Annotated in this window: 18 protein-coding genes; 7 read left to right on the top strand and 11 right to left on the bottom strand. The window is 71.6% G+C overall.

Going from position 1 to position 17,814, the window contains the following annotated elements; genetic code table 11:
* Window positions 1-236: 236 nt before the first annotated feature.
* The 4 genes from ACWEPL_RS14585 to ACWEPL_RS14570 are packed head-to-tail and all read right to left on the bottom strand — an operon-like array spanning window position 237 to window position 2,525.
* Complete coding sequence (locus ACWEPL_RS14585; protein WP_452436423.1) at window positions 237-698, bottom strand: hypothetical protein; 462 nt, start codon at window positions 696-698, stop codon at window positions 237-239.
* The gene (locus ACWEPL_RS14580; RefSeq protein ID WP_452436422.1) at window positions 599-1,441 is read right to left on the bottom strand and encodes an aminotransferase-like domain-containing protein; all 843 of its coding nucleotides are present in this window, start codon (window positions 1,439-1,441) and stop codon (window positions 599-601) included. Before ACWEPL_RS14580 ends, ACWEPL_RS14585 begins: the two co-directional genes overlap by 100 nt.
* 20 nt (window positions 1,442-1,461) lie before the next feature.
* Window positions 1,462-2,394 carry a hypothetical protein gene (locus tag ACWEPL_RS14575; RefSeq protein WP_452436421.1) on the bottom strand — a complete coding sequence of 311 codons (933 nt, stop codon included), beginning with the start codon at window positions 2,392-2,394 and terminating at the stop codon, window positions 1,462-1,464.
* Window positions 2,394-2,525, bottom strand: a complete 132-nt coding sequence (locus ACWEPL_RS14570) for a hypothetical protein (RefSeq protein ID WP_363982548.1) — start codon at window positions 2,523-2,525, stop codon at window positions 2,394-2,396. The genes ACWEPL_RS14575 and ACWEPL_RS14570 overlap by 1 nt, the downstream gene beginning before the upstream one ends.
* Window positions 2,526-2,747: 222 nt before the next feature.
* On the opposite strand from ACWEPL_RS14570, the gene ACWEPL_RS14565 reads away from it, so the two are divergent.
* On the top strand, window positions 2,748-2,921 hold the full coding sequence (locus ACWEPL_RS14565; RefSeq protein ID WP_363982551.1) for a CsbD family protein: 174 nt from the start codon (window positions 2,748-2,750) through the stop codon (window positions 2,919-2,921).
* 81 nt (window positions 2,922-3,002) lie between these two features.
* Here ACWEPL_RS14565 and ACWEPL_RS14560 read toward each other — a convergent pair whose 3' ends face one another.
* Window positions 3,003-3,821 (bottom strand): ABC transporter permease, encoded by an 819-nt coding sequence (locus tag ACWEPL_RS14560; RefSeq protein ID WP_452436420.1) that lies wholly within the window; start codon window positions 3,819-3,821, stop codon window positions 3,003-3,005.
* Window positions 3,818-4,762, bottom strand: coding sequence for an ATP-binding cassette domain-containing protein (locus ACWEPL_RS14555; RefSeq protein WP_452436419.1), 945 nt, complete (start codon window positions 4,760-4,762; stop codon window positions 3,818-3,820). Before ACWEPL_RS14555 ends, ACWEPL_RS14560 begins: the two co-directional genes overlap by 4 nt.
* Window positions 4,763-4,847: 85 nt before the next feature.
* On the opposite strand from ACWEPL_RS14555, the gene ACWEPL_RS14550 reads away from it, so the two are divergent.
* The 5 genes from ACWEPL_RS14550 to ACWEPL_RS14530 all read left to right on the top strand — a co-directional run bounded on the left by ACWEPL_RS14550 (window position 4,848) and on the right by ACWEPL_RS14530 (window position 10,205).
* Window positions 4,848-5,639 (top strand): TetR/AcrR family transcriptional regulator, encoded by a 792-nt coding sequence (locus tag ACWEPL_RS14550; RefSeq protein ID WP_452436418.1) that lies wholly within the window; start codon window positions 4,848-4,850, stop codon window positions 5,637-5,639.
* Between the two features lie 162 nt (window positions 5,640-5,801).
* Window positions 5,802-6,389: a sugar O-acetyltransferase gene (locus tag ACWEPL_RS14545; RefSeq protein ID WP_397374678.1), complete on the top strand. Its 588-nt coding sequence runs from the start codon at window positions 5,802-5,804 to the stop codon at window positions 6,387-6,389.
* Complete coding sequence (locus ACWEPL_RS14540; protein ID WP_355208685.1) at window positions 6,386-6,946, top strand: TetR/AcrR family transcriptional regulator; 561 nt, start codon at window positions 6,386-6,388, stop codon at window positions 6,944-6,946. Before ACWEPL_RS14545 ends, ACWEPL_RS14540 begins: the two co-directional genes overlap by 4 nt.
* 47 nt (window positions 6,947-6,993) lie before the next feature.
* Window positions 6,994-8,235: an MFS transporter gene (locus ACWEPL_RS14535; RefSeq protein ID WP_452436417.1), complete on the top strand. Its 1,242-nt coding sequence runs from the start codon at window positions 6,994-6,996 to the stop codon at window positions 8,233-8,235.
* 164 nt (window positions 8,236-8,399) lie between these two features.
* A complete protein-coding gene (locus ACWEPL_RS14530) occupies window positions 8,400-10,205 on the top strand; it encodes an RICIN domain-containing protein (RefSeq protein ID WP_452436416.1) in 1,806 nt (601 codons plus the stop codon).
* A gap of 3 nt (window positions 10,206-10,208) precedes the next feature.
* Here ACWEPL_RS14530 and ACWEPL_RS14525 read toward each other — a convergent pair whose 3' ends face one another.
* From ACWEPL_RS14525 to ACWEPL_RS14510, 4 genes are read right to left on the bottom strand one after another with little or no spacing between them, the layout of a single operon-like run.
* Window positions 10,209-11,876 (bottom strand): amylo-alpha-1,6-glucosidase, encoded by a 1,668-nt coding sequence (locus ACWEPL_RS14525; RefSeq protein WP_452436415.1) that lies wholly within the window; start codon window positions 11,874-11,876, stop codon window positions 10,209-10,211.
* Window positions 11,877-11,893: 17 nt separating this feature from the next.
* Window positions 11,894-12,700, bottom strand: a complete 807-nt coding sequence (locus ACWEPL_RS14520) for a carbohydrate ABC transporter permease (protein ID WP_355208673.1) — start codon at window positions 12,698-12,700, stop codon at window positions 11,894-11,896.
* Complete coding sequence (locus ACWEPL_RS14515) at window positions 12,697-13,623, bottom strand: carbohydrate ABC transporter permease (RefSeq protein WP_452436414.1); 927 nt, start codon at window positions 13,621-13,623, stop codon at window positions 12,697-12,699. The genes ACWEPL_RS14520 and ACWEPL_RS14515 overlap by 4 nt, the downstream gene beginning before the upstream one ends.
* Before the next feature lie 29 nt (window positions 13,624-13,652).
* On the bottom strand, window positions 13,653-14,921 hold the full coding sequence (locus ACWEPL_RS14510; protein WP_452436413.1) for a sugar ABC transporter substrate-binding protein: 1,269 nt from the start codon (window positions 14,919-14,921) through the stop codon (window positions 13,653-13,655).
* 196 nt (window positions 14,922-15,117) lie between these two features.
* Between ACWEPL_RS14510 and ACWEPL_RS14505 the strand changes: the two genes are divergently transcribed.
* Window positions 15,118-16,134: a LacI family DNA-binding transcriptional regulator gene (locus tag ACWEPL_RS14505; RefSeq protein WP_363982578.1), complete on the top strand. Its 1,017-nt coding sequence runs from the start codon at window positions 15,118-15,120 to the stop codon at window positions 16,132-16,134.
* Window positions 16,135-16,274: 140 nt separating this feature from the next.
* On the opposite strand, the gene ACWEPL_RS14500 is transcribed toward ACWEPL_RS14505, so the two are convergent.
* Window positions 16,275-17,798 carry a carboxylesterase/lipase family protein gene (locus ACWEPL_RS14500; protein WP_452436412.1) on the bottom strand — a complete coding sequence of 508 codons (1,524 nt, stop codon included), beginning with the start codon at window positions 17,796-17,798 and terminating at the stop codon, window positions 16,275-16,277.
* Window positions 17,799-17,814 lie beyond the last annotated feature (16 nt).

The following is a 17,814-nucleotide window of genomic DNA, read 5'->3' as shown; positions in this document are numbered from 1 at the left end:
CACTGTCCTCTTCGTCGCTCGGGATCCGATGGGGAGGGCATGTGGGCCGCGGAATGGTAGCGCTAACATTTACGCTTCTGGAGCTGGTCCGCGTAGTCGATGGGGACTGTTACGTCGGCTCAGGTCGAAGGCGTCGCGCTTCTTTCCAGGCCCACATTTCGGGAGTGTTAACGACCTCATCGAGCTCGTCAAGAGACCGCGAGCGACATTGCGCCTGCCGAAAGCGGTGGCGGAGATCAGCGGCTGGAGCGCTCGAACGACGCGGCGCCGAGGCTGCGTACCGCGGCCGCCAGCGCCTCCACCCCTTCGGCGATCCGGCCTTCGGTCAGGTCGCCGTAGCCGAGGATCAGTCCCTGGCGTCCCGGTCCGGCCAGCCGGTACGGCCCGACGCCGGCGACGCGTACGCCGTGATCGGCGGCGGCCGCCACCACGTCCTCCTCCCCCATGCCGTCCGGGAGCCAGACCACGAGGTGCAGCCCGGCCGCCACCCCGGTGGGTTCGAAGCCGGGAAGAGACTCGGCGAGCCGGGCGAGCAGGACGTCGCGGCGGCGCCGGTAGACGGGGCGCATCCGGCGCAGGTGGCGGTCGAGTTCGCCACCTACGAGGAAGTCGGCGAAGGCGAGCTGTTCGATGGCCGGTGAGCCGCGATCGGCCAGCAGCTTGGCCTCGGCGATCGCGCCGGACAGGTGCGCCGGCACCACGAGCCAGCCCAGGCGACGAGATCGGCGTCCGCGCGCTCCAGAGCGGACGGTTCGATGCCCTCGCCGGTCACCGGCAGGGGGACGACGTCGAGCCCGTGCAGGCCCGCGAGCACCCGGATGTCGTCGGTCGACGGGTCCTCCACGGCGATCCGGCGCGCGCCGCGGCCGGCGAGCACGCCGATGATCAGCGCGGCCGCCTGCCCGTATCCGCTGGTGATGAGCACCTGGGAGGGGTCGGCGGAAGTGCCGCGGACGCGGTTCAGGTAGTCGGCCACAGCTGTGCGCAGCTCGGGCAGACCGTACCCGTCGAGGTAGTTGAGCCGGCTGTGCGGCGCGCTGGTCAGCACCCGCCTGAGCGAGCGCAGCCAGGCCTCGCGGGGGAAGCTGGCCGGGTCGATGCGACCGTACCCGAAGTCGATGTACGGGCCGGCGCTCTGCGGCGGCGGGGTCGCGGCGGCGGCCCGCCCGCGTACGGCGGCCACCCGCGTGTACGAGCCGGGGGTGCTGGTGAGGTAGCCCTCGGCGAGGAGCTGGTTGTAGGCCTCGACCACGACGCCGCGGGAGACGCCGATCTCGGTGGCGAGCCGGCGCGAGGAGGGTAGCGAGGCGCCGTGGCGCAGGCGGCCCGTGCGGATGCCGTCGCGCAGGACCGCCTCGATCTGCCGGTGCAGCGGCGTGGCGCCGGTCCGGTCGAGCTCCACCAGCAGATCGTGCGCCAGGGTCGAGTTCACCGTGCTCACCCGTCGCAGCGTAGCGAGGCTCAACCGGCGGCGAAGGCGCCGACGGAGGCCGCGCACAACAGCAGCCCGGCGGCGTGCGCCAGGCTGGTCCGCTCCCGCAGCACCAGGGCGGCCAGGGCGACCGTGAAGGCGGGGTAGAGGGAAGTGATCACGGCCGAGACGGCGAGTGTCGCCTCGCGGGTGGACAAGGTGTACAGCACGGTCGAACACACGCCCAGGACGCCCGGCCAGACCGCCGCCCACGGCACCCGCGCCGCCCCGGCGGGCCGGCCGACGCCAACGGTCCGGCCGACTTCGACGGTCCTGTCGACTTCGACGGTCCTGTCGGCTTCGGCGGTTCGGGCTGTGTTCCGGCGGCCGGCCAGCACGAAGGCGGCCAGGACGGCGACGGCGGACAGCTGGCTCGCGGCCACCGGCCACAGGCCCGCGGTGTCCCCGGCCCGGTCGAGGCAGACGAACAGGGCGGCGAACCCGAGCCCGGCCAGCAGCCCTTCAACGACCCCACCGCCGCCGCGCCGGCCCGGCTGCGCGGCGACCAGCCAGATCCCGGGGATGGCCAGGCCGACGCCGACAACCGAGAGCGAGGTGAACTCACCGCCGGACAGCAGGTCGACCGGGATGGGCAGACCGGCCGCGCCGACGGCCGACAGCGGCCCGGCCACGTTCATCCGCCCCCGGGACAGCCCGCGGTAGAGAGCCAGCGTGCCGACCGCCCCGCCGAGCCCGGCGCCGATCCCCCATCCGATCGCCCCGCCGGTCCCCCATTCGATCGTGCCCATAGCGGGGCGGACGCTGACAGCAAGCGCGGCGGCCAGCCCGCCGATCGCGGCGGCGGACTGCCCGACAAGCCCGACCAGCGCGTAGTGGCTGCGGCGCGACAGCAGCCCGCCGAGAAAGTCCGAGGCGCCGTACAGGGCGGCGGCGGCCAGGGCGAGCAGGATCGCCGTCGGCATCAGTGCTCACCGCCCGACGTGGTGGCGCCGTTCCAGGAGATCAGCCGCTGCCCAGCCAGGCTCAAGGGCGACTCCACACCGACGCCGTAGCCGACCGGCGGCGGGCTGATGTCCACGAGGGTCCGTCCCACGATCTCTTCCTCTCTCAGGGGCATCGCGTGCGTTGACCATGCTGCTGGCGGATTGGACGGAGTGACAGGGCCGATTCCGGTCCGTGGAGGAGGTCCGATTTCGCCCCTGCCGGGGCGCCTGCGCCCGCGAAGCGTGTATTCGCCTGCCGCCCGGGCAGTGGAAGAACTCGTTCCTGGATAGCGGAAAACCGTGTGCGTTCGTACGCACAGGAGGAGATGAATATGTCCCGGAAGGAAAAGGCCAAGGGCAAGGCCGAGGAGATCAAGGGCATGGCCAAGGAGCGTGTCGGCGATCTCACCGACAACGAGTCTCTGCAGGCCAGAGGCAAGGCAGAGAAGGCCAAGGCCAATCTGCGGCAGGCAAAGGAGAAGGCTAAGGACGCCTTCAAGAAATAGCGTTCGGCAACGGCGGCGGAAGCCCTTCTGGAATGGGCTTCCGCCGCCGTCCGCCGTCCGGCGACGGGTGAGCGGACCAGTTCAGCGTCCTCTGCGCACGTAGGCGCGGAGCGACAGCGGGACGAAGATCACCAGCAGCGCGGCCGACCAGAGCAGGACGGCGGTCACGGGATGCGCGAGTGGCCAGGCCACGTTTCCGGACGGGGCGCCCGGGTTGCCGAACAGCTCTCGTGAGGCGGCGGTGAGCGCGCTCACCGGGTTCCAGTCGGACAGGAAGCGCAGCCAGCCCGGCATGCCGCCGGTCGGGACGAACGCGTTCGACAGCATCGTGAACGGCAGGCCCAGCGGCACCATCGCGTCGGCGACCTGGTCGTTCTTCACCGCCAGGCCCACATAGACGCCCACCCAGCTCAGCGCGTACCGCAGCACGATCATCAGCAGGAACGCCTGGGCCGTGGGGATCAGGCCGCGGTGCGGCTGCCAGCCCACCAGCAGGCCCGTGCCCACCATGATGGCCAGCATCAGCAGGCCGGTCAGCAGGTCGGCGCCGGTCTGCCCGAACGGCACCGCCAAGCGCGCCATCGGCATGGAGCGGAACCGGTCCATCACACCGCGGGAGGCGTCGGCGGCCATCCGCGTCATGACCCCCAACCACGCGGAGAAGGTCACCATCGCGAACAGGCCGGGCATGAGGTACTCGCGGTAGTCGCCGCCGTCCGGCACCTGGATCGCGCTGCCGAAGACGTACCCGAACAGCACCACCATGATGACCGGGAAGACCAGCGCGGCGATGATCTGTCCGGGTTCTTGCCGCAGCCGTCCCAGCTCGCGGCCGACCAGGGTCAGCCCGTCGAGGAAGGTCCAGCGCAGGCGACCGAGTGGTGAGGTGAGGGCGGTCATCGGACGGACTCCTTGCGGTCGGTGAGGCGCAGGAACACCTCGTCGAGGGTGGGACGGCGCAGGCTCACGTCGGCGGCGGCGACTCCGGCGCGGTCGAGTTCGCGCACGATGCCGGCGAGCCGGAGGCCGCCGCCGGGCAGGGCGACGCTGAGCCGATCGGCGCCCGTCGTCGTGGGATCGGTGCCGGTGAGGGTGTTCAGGACGGTCATCGCCGCGGGCATCGCGGCGGGGTCCTCGAGGGTGACGTCGAGGCGGTCGCCGATCGTGGCCTTCAGCTCGTCCGGTGTGCCCGTGGCGATCACCTGTCCGTGGTCGACGACGGCGATGTCGTCGGCCAGCTGGTCGGCCTCGTCCAGGTACTGCGTGGTGAGCAGCACCGTGGTGCCGTCCGCCACCAGCTCGCGGACGTTGTCCCAGATCTCGCCGCGGCTGCGCGGGTCCAGGCCGGTGGTCGGCTCGTCCAGGAAGAGCACCTCGGGGCGCAGGATGAGGCTGGTGATCAGGTCGAGGCGGCGCCGCATGCCGCCGGAGTAGCCGGCGACCTGCCGATCGGCGGCGTCCATCAGACCGAAGCGTTCGAGCAGCTCGTCGGCCCGCCGGTGCGCCTCGCGCCGGGACAGGTGGGACAGGCGCCCGAACATGCGCAGGTTGCCACGGCCGGTGAGCTTCTCGTCCACGGCGGCGTACTGGCCCGCGAGCCCGATCCTGGCGCGCACCTTGCCTGCCTCGCGGACGACGTCGTATCCGGCGATGCGGGCGTGCCCGGCATCGGGATCGGACAAGGTCGCCAGGATGCGCACCGCGGTCGTCTTCCCCGCGCCGTTCGGCCCCAGCACGCCGCAGACCGTTCCTCTCGGGACGCTCAGGTTCAAACCCCGCAGGGCATGGGCGTCGCCGAAGGACTTGTGCAGCCCTTCGGCGACCACGATCGGATCAGGCATGACCCCTCCACTGGGTACGTTGTACGCGGTTACGGCGGTCACGCTAAACCACTGGGTACTATGTACGCAACAAGGAGGGTGAACGGTGACCGACGCCGAGTACGTGAGCATCTGGATGCGGCCCGAGCGCCCCGCCCGCGGGCCGAAACCGGTCTACAGCCGCGCGCAGATCACCGAGGCGGCCGTCCGGATCGCCGACGCCGAAGGGCTGGAGGCCGCCACCATGCGGCGGATCGCCGCCGAGATCGGCGCCGGCGCGATGTCCCTCTACCGGTACGTCCCGAGCCGCGACGACCTGGTCGAGCTCATGGCCGACCAGGTGATGGGCGAGATCGACGTCACGGGCATGCCCTCGGGCGACTGGCGCGCCGACCTGACCCGCTACGCCGACGGGCTGCGGGCCATGTGGCTGAGGCACCCGTGGATCTCCACCGTGCAGCGGTCACTCCCCAGCTTCGGCCCCAACCAGCTGCTCTTGATCGAACGGCTGATGGGAGTGCTCGACGCCTTCGTCTCCATCGACGAGAACCTCGGCCTCATCGCCATGCTGAACGGCTACATCGAGGGCACCGTCCGCGAGGAGATCAGCTCGGCCAGGGAATTCCGCCGCAGCGGGCTCAGCGAGTCGGAATGGATGGCGCGGAGCTACCCGTACATCGACCGGCTGGTGAAGAGCGGGGAGTACCCGATCTTCACCAAGATCGTGATGGAGGCGCGCCAGCCGCACCTGAGCCGCGACGACCAGCTCCGGTACGGGCTCCAGCGCGTCCTCGACTGCATCGCCGCGGCCCTCCCGCCAACGGCCGGGTCTCCGACGCCGGCGCACCAAGCGGACGGGCCAGGGCAGGCTGGTAGTCGACCATCCGAGAGGGAATAGACGCACAAGCCACGCGTGATCACCCGGCGCGGACGAGCTGGACGGGAGCGACGGCTCCGAGGGCGAGCAGGAGGTCGACCTCGTCCGGATCGACGGAAAGGCCGCGAATGGCGATGCGGGCCGATATGTACGTGCGTACATTGGATGTGTACGCTTGTACGTATGATGTCCGACTTCGATGACCGCTCGATGCGCGAACGGATGCTCGCCGGCGATCTCTACATCGCCGACGACCCCGAGCTGGCCGAGCACAACCTGCGAGCCATGGACCTGATGGACGCGTACAACGCGACGTCGGCCCGCGATCCGCGGGAGCGGCGCCGGCTGCTCACCGAGCTGCTGGGCGCGATCGGCGAGGGCACGGAGATCCGGCCGCCGCTGCGGGTCGACTACGGCAGCCACCTCCGCATCGGCGCCCGGTCGTTCGCCAACTTCGGCCTCGTCGCCCTGGACGTCGCGCCGATCGTCATCGGCGACGACGTGCAGATCGGCTCCTACGTGCAGCTCATGACGCCGACGCACCCGCTCGACCCGGAGCTCCGCCGCGCGAAGTGGGAGGCCGCCGAGCCGATCACCATCGGCGACAACGTGTGGCTGGGCAGCGGGGCGATCGTCCTGGGCGGCGTCACGATCGGGGAGAACACCGTGGTCGGCGCCGGCGCGGTGGTCACCCGGGATCTCCCGGCGAACGTCGTCGCGGTGGGCAATCCCGCCCGCGTGATCCGCACGATCGAGCCGGCCACGCCGTGAGCGGCCCCGCCACCCCGCGGCGGCCTCGCCGGCACGACCCCGGGCGGCGGGACCGGCTGATCGACGCGGCGCTCACCGTCATCGCCGAGCGCGGCGTCGCCGGGACGACGCACCGGGAGATCGCCCGCGCCGCGGACGTGCCGCTGGGCTCGATGACCTACCACTTCACGTCACTGGACGAGGTGCTCGCCGAGGCGTTCACCCGGCACGCCGACTCGGTGGCCCGCGTCTTCGACGAGCGCCTGAGCGCCGCAAGGGACCGCGACGCGGCGGCCGAGGCCGTCATCACGCTGGTCTCGGACGACCTGCTCGGCTCGCGGCACGACCTCGTCCTCACCGTGGAGCTGTACGTTGCCGCGGCGCGCAACCCGGCCCTGCGGGTCGTCACCCAGGCCTGGATGGCGCGCAGCCGCCGGGCGCTGGAGCGCCACTTCGACGCCACCACCGCCCGCGAGCTCGACGCGCTCATCGAAGGGCTCGTGCTGCACAGCGCCCTGTCGACCGACCCGATGACGCCCGAGCAGATCCGCCACGCCATCCACCGGTACCTGCGCTGATCCCCTCCGCCGCGCCTACGCGACGCGCCTACGCGATCGGAAAGCCGATGTCCGCTGCCCCTCCCACCACGCCCACTCGCCAGGCCCGCCTGGCCCGCGCCGCCGTCGCCGCGCTGTTCCTCACGAACGGCGCCGTGTTCTTCAACATCGTCCCGCGATACCCGCAGATCAAGGCCGAGCTCGGCCTGAGCAACGCCGTCTTCGGCACTGCCTTGGCCGCGCACCCGATCGGCGCGCTGCTGGCCGGGCTGCTCGCCGGAGCCGCCATCCGCCGCTTCCGCTCCGCGCGCGTGGCGTCGCTGGGGATCGTGGTGACCACTGTCGCGACGCTGTTCATCCCCCTTGTGCCGAACTGGGTCGCGTTCGGCGGCGTGCTGTTCGTCGTGGGCGCTCTCGACGCGATCGTCGACGTCGCGCAGAACGCCCACGGCCTGCGGGTGCAACGTCTGTACGGCCGGTCCATCGTCAACTCGCTGCACGGCGTGTGGAGCATCGGCGCGGTCCTGGGCGGCCTGATGGGCTCGGCCGCCGCCGGCCTCGACATGCCCCTCGCGGTCCACCTGGGCATCTCCGCGACGCTGTTCAGCGTGACCGCCCTCGTCGCCTACCGGTTCCTGCTCCCCGGCCCGGAAGACGCCGAACGCTCTGCCGAGACCCAGGACGGCCACCCGGCCCGGGCCGAGACCCAGGACGGCCGGCCGGCCCGCCGTGCCGGCCGGCGCTCGTTCACCGGCGCCGCCGTACGGATGCTTGCCGCGCTCGGCGTGCTGGCCGCGTGCGGCACCCTCGTCGAGGACGCCGGCGCGTCCTGGGGCGCCCTCTACCTCAGCGGCGACCTGCGCACCGACGCCGCCACCGCCGGTCTGGCCGTCGTGGCCCTCCAGGTCGCCATGACCGTCGGCCGCCTCACCGGCGACCGCGTCGTGGACCGCTTCGGGCAGCGTACCGTCGTGCGTTCCGGAGGGGCGCTGGCCGCGGTCGGCATGGGCGCCGCCCTGGCCATGCCGTCGGTTCCGACCGCGCTGGCCGGCTTCGCCCTCGCCGGGCTCGGCGTCGCCACCCTCGTCCCGGCCGCCATGCACACCGCCGACGAACTGCCCGGCCTGCCCGCCGGCGCCGGACTGACCATCGTCAGCTGGCTGCTGCGCGGAGGGTTCCTGCTGTCGCCTCCCCTCGTCGGGTTCGTCGCCGACCTCACCAGCCTGCGCGTCGGCCTGCTCTCCGTCGTCCTGGCCGGCGCCGTCACGTTCGTCCTGGCCCGCGTCCTGGTGAACCGCACCCCCGCCTGAACCGCCGCGCCCGCCGCCGTTGACACGTCTCCGAAAGGAGATCTACGATCTCATCGAATCGATTCGCTAACATCCCGAAACACACCTTGTTATACCTGCACCCCGGCATGCCGAATCGATTCCCTTCGTGGCCCTCCCCCCATCCCTCGAAGGAGCCACCCAAGATGAAGACCACCCCACGCCGCGCATTGGCCGCGATGCTCATCGCCGTCACCCTCCAGGCCGTCCCGGCGCCGGCGCAGGCCGCGGACGAATCCATCAGCGTCGACTTCTCCGTGGCCGGCGGCGCACCGGCCTACCGCGCGTCCGGCTGGATCTACGGCATGACGGAGAACGCGTCAGGACCGGCGGACCACTTCTTCCGCGACGTGAGGTTCCGGTACATGCGGGCCGGCGGCGCGCAACTCGGCTCGCCGGGCGGCTGGGTCTCGGGCGCCTACGACCGCAGGTGGAACGCGACGCTGGCCCAGGCCCGCCGGACGATCGCGCTCGGCGGCCAGTTCATCATCCTCCCCCACGACCTGTGGGGAGCCGACGGGTATCCGATCTCGCGCTTCCCCGGCGACAGCGGCGACTGGTCCGACTACGACGCCTTCCTCACCCGCCTGATCAACGACGTGCGGGCCGCCGGGATCACCGTGCAGTGGGACATCTGGAACGAGCCCAACCTCTCCCTGTTCTGGAACCGCCCGCAGGCCCAGTACTTCGAGCTGTGGCGCCGCAGCTACCAGCGCATCCGCGCCGCGTTTCCCGGCCACCTGATCGTCGGCCCCAGCTGCGCCTGCGTGCCCTCCACCACGCACCCCTTCTGGAACGCCTACCTCGACTTCGTCCGTGCCAACAACGTCGTCCCCGACATCGTCAGCTGGCACTCCCTCCCCGGCGACCCGGTGGCCAACGTGGCGGCCGCCAACGCCACGCTCGACGCGCGCGGCATCCCGCATCCGCGGCCGTACCAGATCAACGAGTACGCCGCGTCCAACGAGCAGAACCCGGGAGACGGCGCGTGGTACATCGCCCGGCTGGAGCGGGCGGGCGCCGACGGGCTGCGCGCGAACTGGGCGAGCGCCGGCAACCTGCACAACGATCTCGCGAACCTGCTGGTCCGCAACGGCGCCGGGCAGCACCTGCCCAAGGGCGAATGGTGGGTCTACCGCTTCTACGGCTCCCAGACCGGCCAGATCGTCTCGGTGACCCCGAGCACGTCCTACGACGCCTTCGCCACCAGGACGGCCGGCGCGGCCAAGGTCCTCGTGGGCGGCGGCGGGACGACCGGCAACGTCGCCGTCGGTCTCCGGCGGCTCGACGCCACCAGCGGCATCGTGCAGAACAACCAGGTCCGCGCGGTCGTCCAGCGCATCCCGTTCAACGGCGGCGGCGCGGTCCAGGGGCCGATCACCGTGCAGAACACGGTCCTGACGCTGTCCGGCAACGCCGCCACGCTGAACCTGCCGCACACCAACGCCGACGACACGTTCACCGTCACCCTGCTGCCGCCGTCGGACGGCGGCTTCCAGTCCGTCGCCGTCGCGCAGCACTCCCAGCAGTGCCTGGACAACACCGACCTCGGCACGGCCGACGGCAACGTGCAGCAGCAGTTCTACTGCGAGGGCGGCGACCAGCAGCTGTGGAACTTCCGGCCGGTCGCCGGCGTGGCGAACACCTACACGCTGGTCAACCAGCAGAGCGGGAAGTGCCTCGACGTGAACGCTTCCTCCACGGCCGACGGCGCGCCGGTGCGCCAGTGGACGTGCGCCGGCGGAGCCCAGAACCAGCAGTTCACCTTGCGCAGGGTCACCTACGCGGGCAACGATCCCCGGGACCACCAGCTCGTCGCCCGCCACAGCGGCAAGTGCGTCGACGTCAGCACCATCTCGACCGCGCCCAGGGCTCCCGTCCACCAGTGGACCTGCAACCCGGCCGGCCAGGCCAGTCCGCTCAACCAGACCTGGCGGCTCTGGGGCCGCTGAGCGTCACGTCCTGCGCCTCTCGTGGGCGGCGGCCAGGTGGAGGTAGGCGCTGGCCGTCCAGGTGTAGGCGCGATCGCGCAGTCCCTCGCCGGTGCGGGCGTCGAAGTTCTCGGCGAACCCCGACGCCTCGCACAGCGCGCGGAAGCGGGCGCTGATCTCGTCGGCCAGGTCCGGGTAACCGGCGCGGCGCAGCCCGTCCTCGATCAGTACGGTCGAGGGCGCCCAGATGGGGCCGCGCCAGTAGCCGTCGTCCAGGTAGTGCGGCGAGCCGGGCAGCTCGGTGGCGGGCCCGAACGCAGTCAGGTGCCGCTCGATCCGGGCGGCCAGCGCCGCCCGGACGGGGTGCGGCAGCTCCTCCCCCAGCACGATCGGCATGAGGTCGAGCAGGCTGGAGCTGGACCAGGTACGCCCCGAGAGCGCGCCCCGGGCGACGAACTTCTCGCCGTCCCACAGCTCGGCCAGGAGCGCGTCGCGCATCCGGTCGGCCTGCGTACTCCACCGGGCGGACGTGCCCGGATCGGGGGCCAGGCGGGCCAGCTCGCGCAGCTGCAGCACGAGGAACGCGGCCAGGTCGGCGGTCTCGACGACGCGCTCGGGGTCGAAGGTGGTGGCGTTGTCCCAGCCGCTGTCGTTGCCGTGCTGGTAGTGCGGCAGCGTCCGGCCCGGGGCGCGCCGGGCGTCGAGCCAGAACGTGGTCCAGCGTTCCAGCAGCCGGTAGGTCTCGGCCGGGTCGGGAGGTGGTGGGAGGTGGCGCAGGGCCCAGCCGTGGATGGGGGGCTTGACGAAGTTGTAGAGGATCTCGGAGTGGGTGACGGAGTCGGGCAGCGCGCCGGCGGCGTCCTGGTGGTCGAAGGGCAGGTGGTACTGGTCCCAGGCCAGGCCGGACAACCCTTCGCCGAGGGCGATGGCGTTGAAGCAGTGGTCCCAGCTCCAGACCTTGTTCATCCAGTGCTTGGACATGAGCACGGCGGGCCGGGTGACGAACCCGGCGGGGCGTACGGTGGCCGACCACAGCACGTAGGCGGCCAGTTCGGCGGCGGGCGTGCGATCGCCGCGCCAGGGCGCGACCGCCGCGGCGAACGCGTCGAACTCGGCCCGCGCGGCCTTCACCACCTGCTCGAAGGCGTGGCCGCTCAGGTAGGGGGCGCGGGCGGTCTCGTACTCCTCGATGGCGATCTCCCATTCGCCGCCGAGGACGAGACCGCGTTCGGCGCTGCCCAGCGTCTGCGCGCCGAGGTGCTCGGCCTGCCCGGCGAGGAGGGTGATCCGGTAGCGGCGGCCGGTCTGGTAGACGGTGAAGACGTACGATCCGTCGACGGGGTCCCGGTAGAAGTACGGGCCGCTGAACGGCGTCAGGACCGGGTCGGCGGCCAGCAGGCGGAGCCCGAGGCCGCGGCCGCGCACGCGTACGGTGTCGGCGCTCTCGTAGGCGAGGTCGATCCGGCCGCCGCCACCGCTCCAGGTGAGCTGGTGCGGGGTGGCGGTGACGGCGGTCTCGGCGGTGGGGATCAGCCGCAGGATCGCGTGCATGCCGGTCTGGTGCGAGACCAGGTGCACGTCCTCGGCGTAGGTCTTCTCCGCCACCACGGGCGAGAAGCCGAACCAGGATCCGCGGTAGCTGAACGGGATTTCCCGCAGGGAGAACACCGGGCCTGAAGCGGCGACGGTCATGAAGCGAGGGTCCCTTCTCAATCTTTGACGGCGCCCGCGGTGACGCCGGCGGCGACGTAGCGCTGGGCGACGACGAGCAGGATCGTGGCCGGGACGGAGGCGATCACGGCGGTGGCCATGATGGCGTTCCACTCCTGGTTGTTGTTGCCGATGTAGTGGTAGATGCCGAGGGTGATGGGCTGGTGGTCGCCGCCCTGGTCGAGGGTGGAGGCGAAGATGAAGTCCGACCACGCCCACAGGAAGGCGAACAGCGACACCGTGATGAGCGAGTTGCGGCTGACGGGCAGCACGATCGAGACGAACGTACGCACCACCCCGGCGCCGTCGGTGCGGGCGGCCTGCAGCAGCTCCTCGGGGATGCCGGACATGAACGTGGTCAGGATCAGCACCGCGAACGGCACGGCGAGGGTGGAGTCGGCCACGATCAGCCCGGGAACGGTGTTGAGCACGCCGGTGGACAGGAAGACGGCGTAGAAGCCCATCGCCATGATGATCCCGGGGATCATCTGCGCGACGAGCAGCACGAAGCTCAGCGCTCCGCCGCCGCGCGGGCGCAGCTTGGCCAGCGAGTACGCCGCCGGCGCCGCGAGCAGCAGGGTCAGCGCCACCGTCCCCAGCCCGACGACCAGGCTCACCCCCAGATAGGGCAGCTGCTGGTCCAGCACCGTCCGGTAGCCGTCCAGGGTGCCGTCGACCGGGAACCAGTTCGGCGGGCTCTTGCGCATGTCCTGGTCACGGGTGAACGACACGTTGATCATCCAGTAGACCGGGAACAGCATCACGGCGGTCAGCACCAGCCCGATCGCGGTCTTGAGGCGCCTCATGCCAGGGCCTGCCTGCGCTGCGCGCGGATGTAGACCAGCCCGAAGACCAGCGCCGTCAGGATGAGCAGGTTGCCCACGGCGGCGCCGGGTCCGAAGGCGGGCACCAGGTTGCCGAACCCGAGCCGGTAGGACCAGGTCGCGAACGTGGTCGAGGCCCCGCTCGGCCCGCCCTTGGTCATGATCCAGATGATGTCGAACACCTTCAGCGTGTAGACCAGGCCGAGCAGCAGCGTGATCGCCGACACCGGCCGCAGCAGCGGGAACGTCACCTTCCAGAACCGCTGCCACCCGCCCGCCCCGTCCAGCGCGGCGGCCTCGTAGATGGCCGGCGGGATCGCCTGCAGCCCGGAGTAGAGGACGACGAGGTTGAACGGGATGCCGATCCAGATGTTGGCGATGATGACGGACCAGAGCGACCAGTCCGGCGAGGTCAGCCAGTTGACCGGCCCGATCCCGAACCAGTCCAGGACGGCGTTGACCACGCCGGAGTCGCTGTTGAGCATCCACGACCACGTCGAGGCCGACACGATCAGCGGCAGCAGCCACGGCACCAGGAACAGCCCCCTGAGCGTGGCGGACAGCCGGAAGTTCTTCAGGAAGAACAGCGCCAGCGCGAGCCCGATGACGAACTGGAAGGCCAGCGAGACCAGCGTGAACACCACCGTGTGCCACAGCGCGGGCCCGAAGGTCGCGTCCGCGAAGACCTTGGCGTAGTTGGCGAACCCGGCGAACGGGGCGTCGCCCTGCACGAACGAGCGCACCGTGTAGTTACGTAGGCTCAGCTCGGCGTTGCGGTAGAGCGGATAGGCGTAGAAGGCCAGCAGGTAGAGCACGACCGGGGCGAGGAAGGCCCAGGCCGCCCACTGGCCCGACCGCGCGCGTGCCGCCCGGTGACCGCGGGCCGTCGTCCGGGCGGAACGCACGGGTTCCTGTATGACTCGGCTCATGCCGGCTACTGGGTCGCGCTCGCCGCGGCCGCCTGGGCCGCCGTCATCGCCTCCTGCGGGGACTTGGACCCGCTCAGCGCCGCCTGCACCGCGCCCCACATCGGCTCCGAGATCTTCGGGTACTTGGTGCCCAGGTCGTCGCTGGTGCGGCCCTTGGCCGCCTTGACCGCGTCCACCCACACCTTCAGCTCGGGGTCGGCCGCCACCTGCTTGGCCTGCACCGCGTCGGTGGGCGCGACGTAGGACAGGGTGGTGGTCGTGGCGAGCGAGTTGTCGGTGCTGGTCAGGCAGGTCACGAGCTTCTGCGAGGTGGCGTAGCGGCCGGTGTCGGACTGGACCGGGACGCTGACGAACTCGCCGCCGGTGGGCGCGGGCGCGGTGCCGCCTGCCTTGCCGGGGACCGGGATGATGCCGTACTCGAAGCCGGTCTTCTTGGCGTTGGCGAGCTGCCAGGTGCCGTTCTCGGCGAAGGCGAAGTCGCCGGTGGCGAACTCCTGCCAGCTCGTCGTCTGGGTGTTGTTGATGACCGAGTTGGGGGCGTACCCCTTCTTCAGCCAGTCGCTCCACAGCGCCACGGCCGAGACGCCCTCGGGCGAGTCGAGCTTGGTGAGAGCGGCGCCGGAGCCCCAGAACCAGGGCAGGAACTGGAAGCTGCCCTCCTCGGTGCCGATCGCCGAGAAGGTGATGCCCTTCTTCCCGGCCGCCTTCACCTTCTCCAGCGCCGCCGTCAGCGAGGGCCAGTCCTTCACCGCGGCGATGTCCACCCCGGCCTTCTTCAGGACATCCTTGTTGTAGTACAGGGCCAGGGTGTTGGCGCCGATCGGGACACCGTAGGTCTTGCCGCCGCTCTGACCAGCGGCCAGCAGGTTCGGCGCGATCGCGGAGACGTCGAGCTTGTTCTGCTCGGTGGTCGTCAGGACGCCGGCCTCGGCCAGCGTCGAGACCACCGGGTTGTCCACGATCAGCACGTCCGGCGCGTTGCCCTGCTGGGCCGCCAGCAGCGCCTTGTTCGTCAGGTCGCTGGTGTCGTAGCCGGTGCGCTCGACCTTGACCCCGGCGTCGGTGCCGCACTTGTCCAGCAGCTTCACCCACTCCGAGCTCTTGTCGTACTGCGGGTACGGGTCCCAGATCGTGTACGTCCCGCCCCCGGTGGCCTGACCGGCGGTCGCCGGGCCGCCGTCGGACGATGACGAGCAGGCGACCAGCCCGCCCACGGCGGCCAGGACCGCCAGACTCGCGCCGGCCGCACGCCGGCTCCTTGCCGCTGATCTCATTGAGCTGACCTCCGCTGACACGCGTGACGAGGTTGTTTCGGGATGAAGTCGAATCGATTCGCCGAATCGGTTCGACCGAAGATAGGCCCGCTCCGCCGTAGGCGTCAATGGGCGGGGAGGTCGCGACGGAGTGCACGTCATGAACCGGTTCGACCTACGATGGTCGCCGACCGGCGGAATCGGACGAGGAGCACGGGTGAACATCGGAGAGATCGCCAAGCGGGCGGGCGTGTCGCGCAGCACCGTCTCGTACGCGCTCACCGGCAAGCGCCCGGTGTCGGAGGAGACCAAGCGCCGCATCCTGACGGTCATCGACGAGCTGGGCTACCGGCCCAACGCCTCGGCCAGGGCGCTGAAGGAGGGCCGCACCCGCACGATCGGCCTGGTCATCCCGCCCGCCAGCCAGCGGCTGACCGACATGCAGCTCGGCTTCGTGGCCAGCGTGGTCGACGCCGCCGCCCGCGCCGACCTGGACGTCCTGCTGTCGCCTTCCGGCGGCGAGCACGACCGCTCCTTCGAGCGCGTCGTCACCGGCCGGCGCGTGGACGGCGTCATCCTCATGGAGATCCGGCTGGAGGACGACCGGGTCGCCCGGCTGCAGGAGCTCGGCCTGCCGTTCGTCGGCATCGGCCGCACCCGGCACCCGGAGGACATGTCCTGGGTGGACATCGACTACGAGACGCTGATCGCCAAGTGCGTCCACCACCTGGCCGACCTCGGCCACCGGCAGCTTGCGCTGGTCAACCGCAACGCCGAGCTGGTCGCGGCCGGCTACGGCCCCGGCCACCGGGCGCAGGCCGGCTTCGACCGCGCCATCGCCGAACGCGGCCTGCGCGGCGTGCGGGTCTGCTGCGCCGACGACGCCCAGGCCGGGCAGGCCTGCCTGCAGCAGCTCCTCGCCGAGCACCCGGGGCTGACCGCCGTCGCCACCATAAACGAGGCGGCGGTGTCCGGCATGTACCGGGGGCTGGCCGAAGCTGGCCTGAGCGTGCCCGGCGACTTCTCCATCGCCGGTGTCGCGGCCCAGCACTGGGCCGAGAACCTGCACCCGCCGCTCACCGCCGCCGACGTCCCGGCCGACGAGATGGGCGCCCGCGCCGTCGAGCTGCTCATCCAGCGCGTCGCCGACCCCGGCACCCCGCAGCGCCACCTGCTGGTGGCCCCGCCCATCTCGCTGCGCGGCACCACCGGCCCCGCCCGCCCGCGCGGCTGATCGGTCCAGAGCCGCCGTCCGCGTGACGGCGGCATGCCATCCACGTTTCCGGCTCTTGACCGCCGTGCCGGGAGACGCTTATGGTCCAGTCGAATCGATTCGACCCCCTCCCCGAACGGGAAAGACGCATGGCTCAACCCTCATCCCGACAGGGGAAGCGCCTCGAAGACGTGGTCCTGCCACAGGCGGCGCGAGGTCTCCTCGGGGTACGCGGCGACCGACGGCACCGTGTCGAAGATCCGGGTCAGGCGCTGTTCGGAGTCGTACGCGGGCCAGCCCGGGTCGCCCGAGGTCACGAAGGACGTCCAGGCCGTGCGGATCTGGGCGGTCAGCTCGCGGGCCTCGGCGGTGTGCTCGGGGCCGATGGCCGCCGGGCCCAGGTGGGCGTCGTAGGTGCCGAACAGCAGCGGGCCGTCCAGGCCGTGGCAGGCGCGCATCACCCCGCCGTTGCCCGGGGACTGCCAGGCCAGCTCGTACAGGTGGGCCCTGCCGCCCCCGGCCGCCTGCGCCTCGGCCAGGCGCAGCGTCGGCATGCGGAACAGCCAGTCGGTCTGCACGAGTTCGTGGAGCTCCTCGGCGGACGCGCCGGGGAACGCCGCGCGGTAGGCGCGCTCGCCGTCCTCGCCGGGGCCGAAGCGGCGCAGCGTCTCCCCCGCCTGCTCCTCGGTGATCTTGCCGAGCTGTCCGGAGAAGAGGAGGAACGTGCGGAACTCGTCGCGGGTGTGGCCGATGATCAGCTCCACGTCCCGTCCCGCGCCGCCCGCCAGCGCCTGCCAGGGGGCGGCCGGCAGCACCTCGCCGTCGACCACGGGCGAGAAGGCGGTGAGCGTGTGCGCGAACGAGCCCCAGCGGTCCTCGTACTGCCGCATCTTCGACTCCAGGGCGTGCCCGATCGCCGGCAGCTCCCGCGGATCCACGCCCGACAGGTCCCCGGCCGTCGGGCGCAGGCCCGCCTCGGCGGCGATCGCCGCCGCGACGTCCCGGGCCAGGGCGTCGGAGAAGAACGTGCCCGGCAGGCTCTGCCCGACGGCGCGCCGGAACAGGCCGGCCGCGCTCGGCATGACCATCAGCGCGGCGATGGACCCGGCGCCGGCCGAATCACCGAGGACGGTCACCTGGCCGGGGTCGCCGCCGAACGCCGTGATGTTCTCCCGCACCCATTCCAGGGCGGCGACCTGGTCGAGCAGGGCCCGGTTGGCGGGCGCGCCGTCGATATGGGCGAAGCCCTCGACGCCGAGGCGGTAGTTCAGCGACACGAAGACCACGTCGCCGTCGCGGGCGATGTGCCGGGCGTCGTAGCCGGGGCTGCCGGAGAAGCCGTGCTTGTAGGCGCCGCCGTGGATCCACACCATCACCGGGCGGCGGGCCGCCGGGTCTGGGTCGGGCGTCCAGACGTTGACCGTCAGCCAGTCGTCGCCCGTGCCCTTGAAGAGGTCACCGCCGCCGCGGCCGGCCATGCTCGCGTCCTGCGGGGCCGGCGGGCCGAAGGTGAACGCCTCCCGTACGCCGTCCCAGCCGCGCACGCGCCGCGGCGCCTGGAAGCGGGCCGCGCCGATCGGGGGCTCGGCGTACGGGATGCCGCGGAAGACGGCCAGCCCGTCCTCCGTGCGGCCGCGCACCACGCCGGCGGTGGTACGGACCTCGGGCTCCTCGGCTGCGGACATGGCGGCTCCTTTGCCT

The sequence above is a fragment of the Nonomuraea sp. NPDC004186 genome (assembly GCF_053603495.1).
This window is presented reverse-complemented; position numbering and strand designations above follow the sequence as displayed.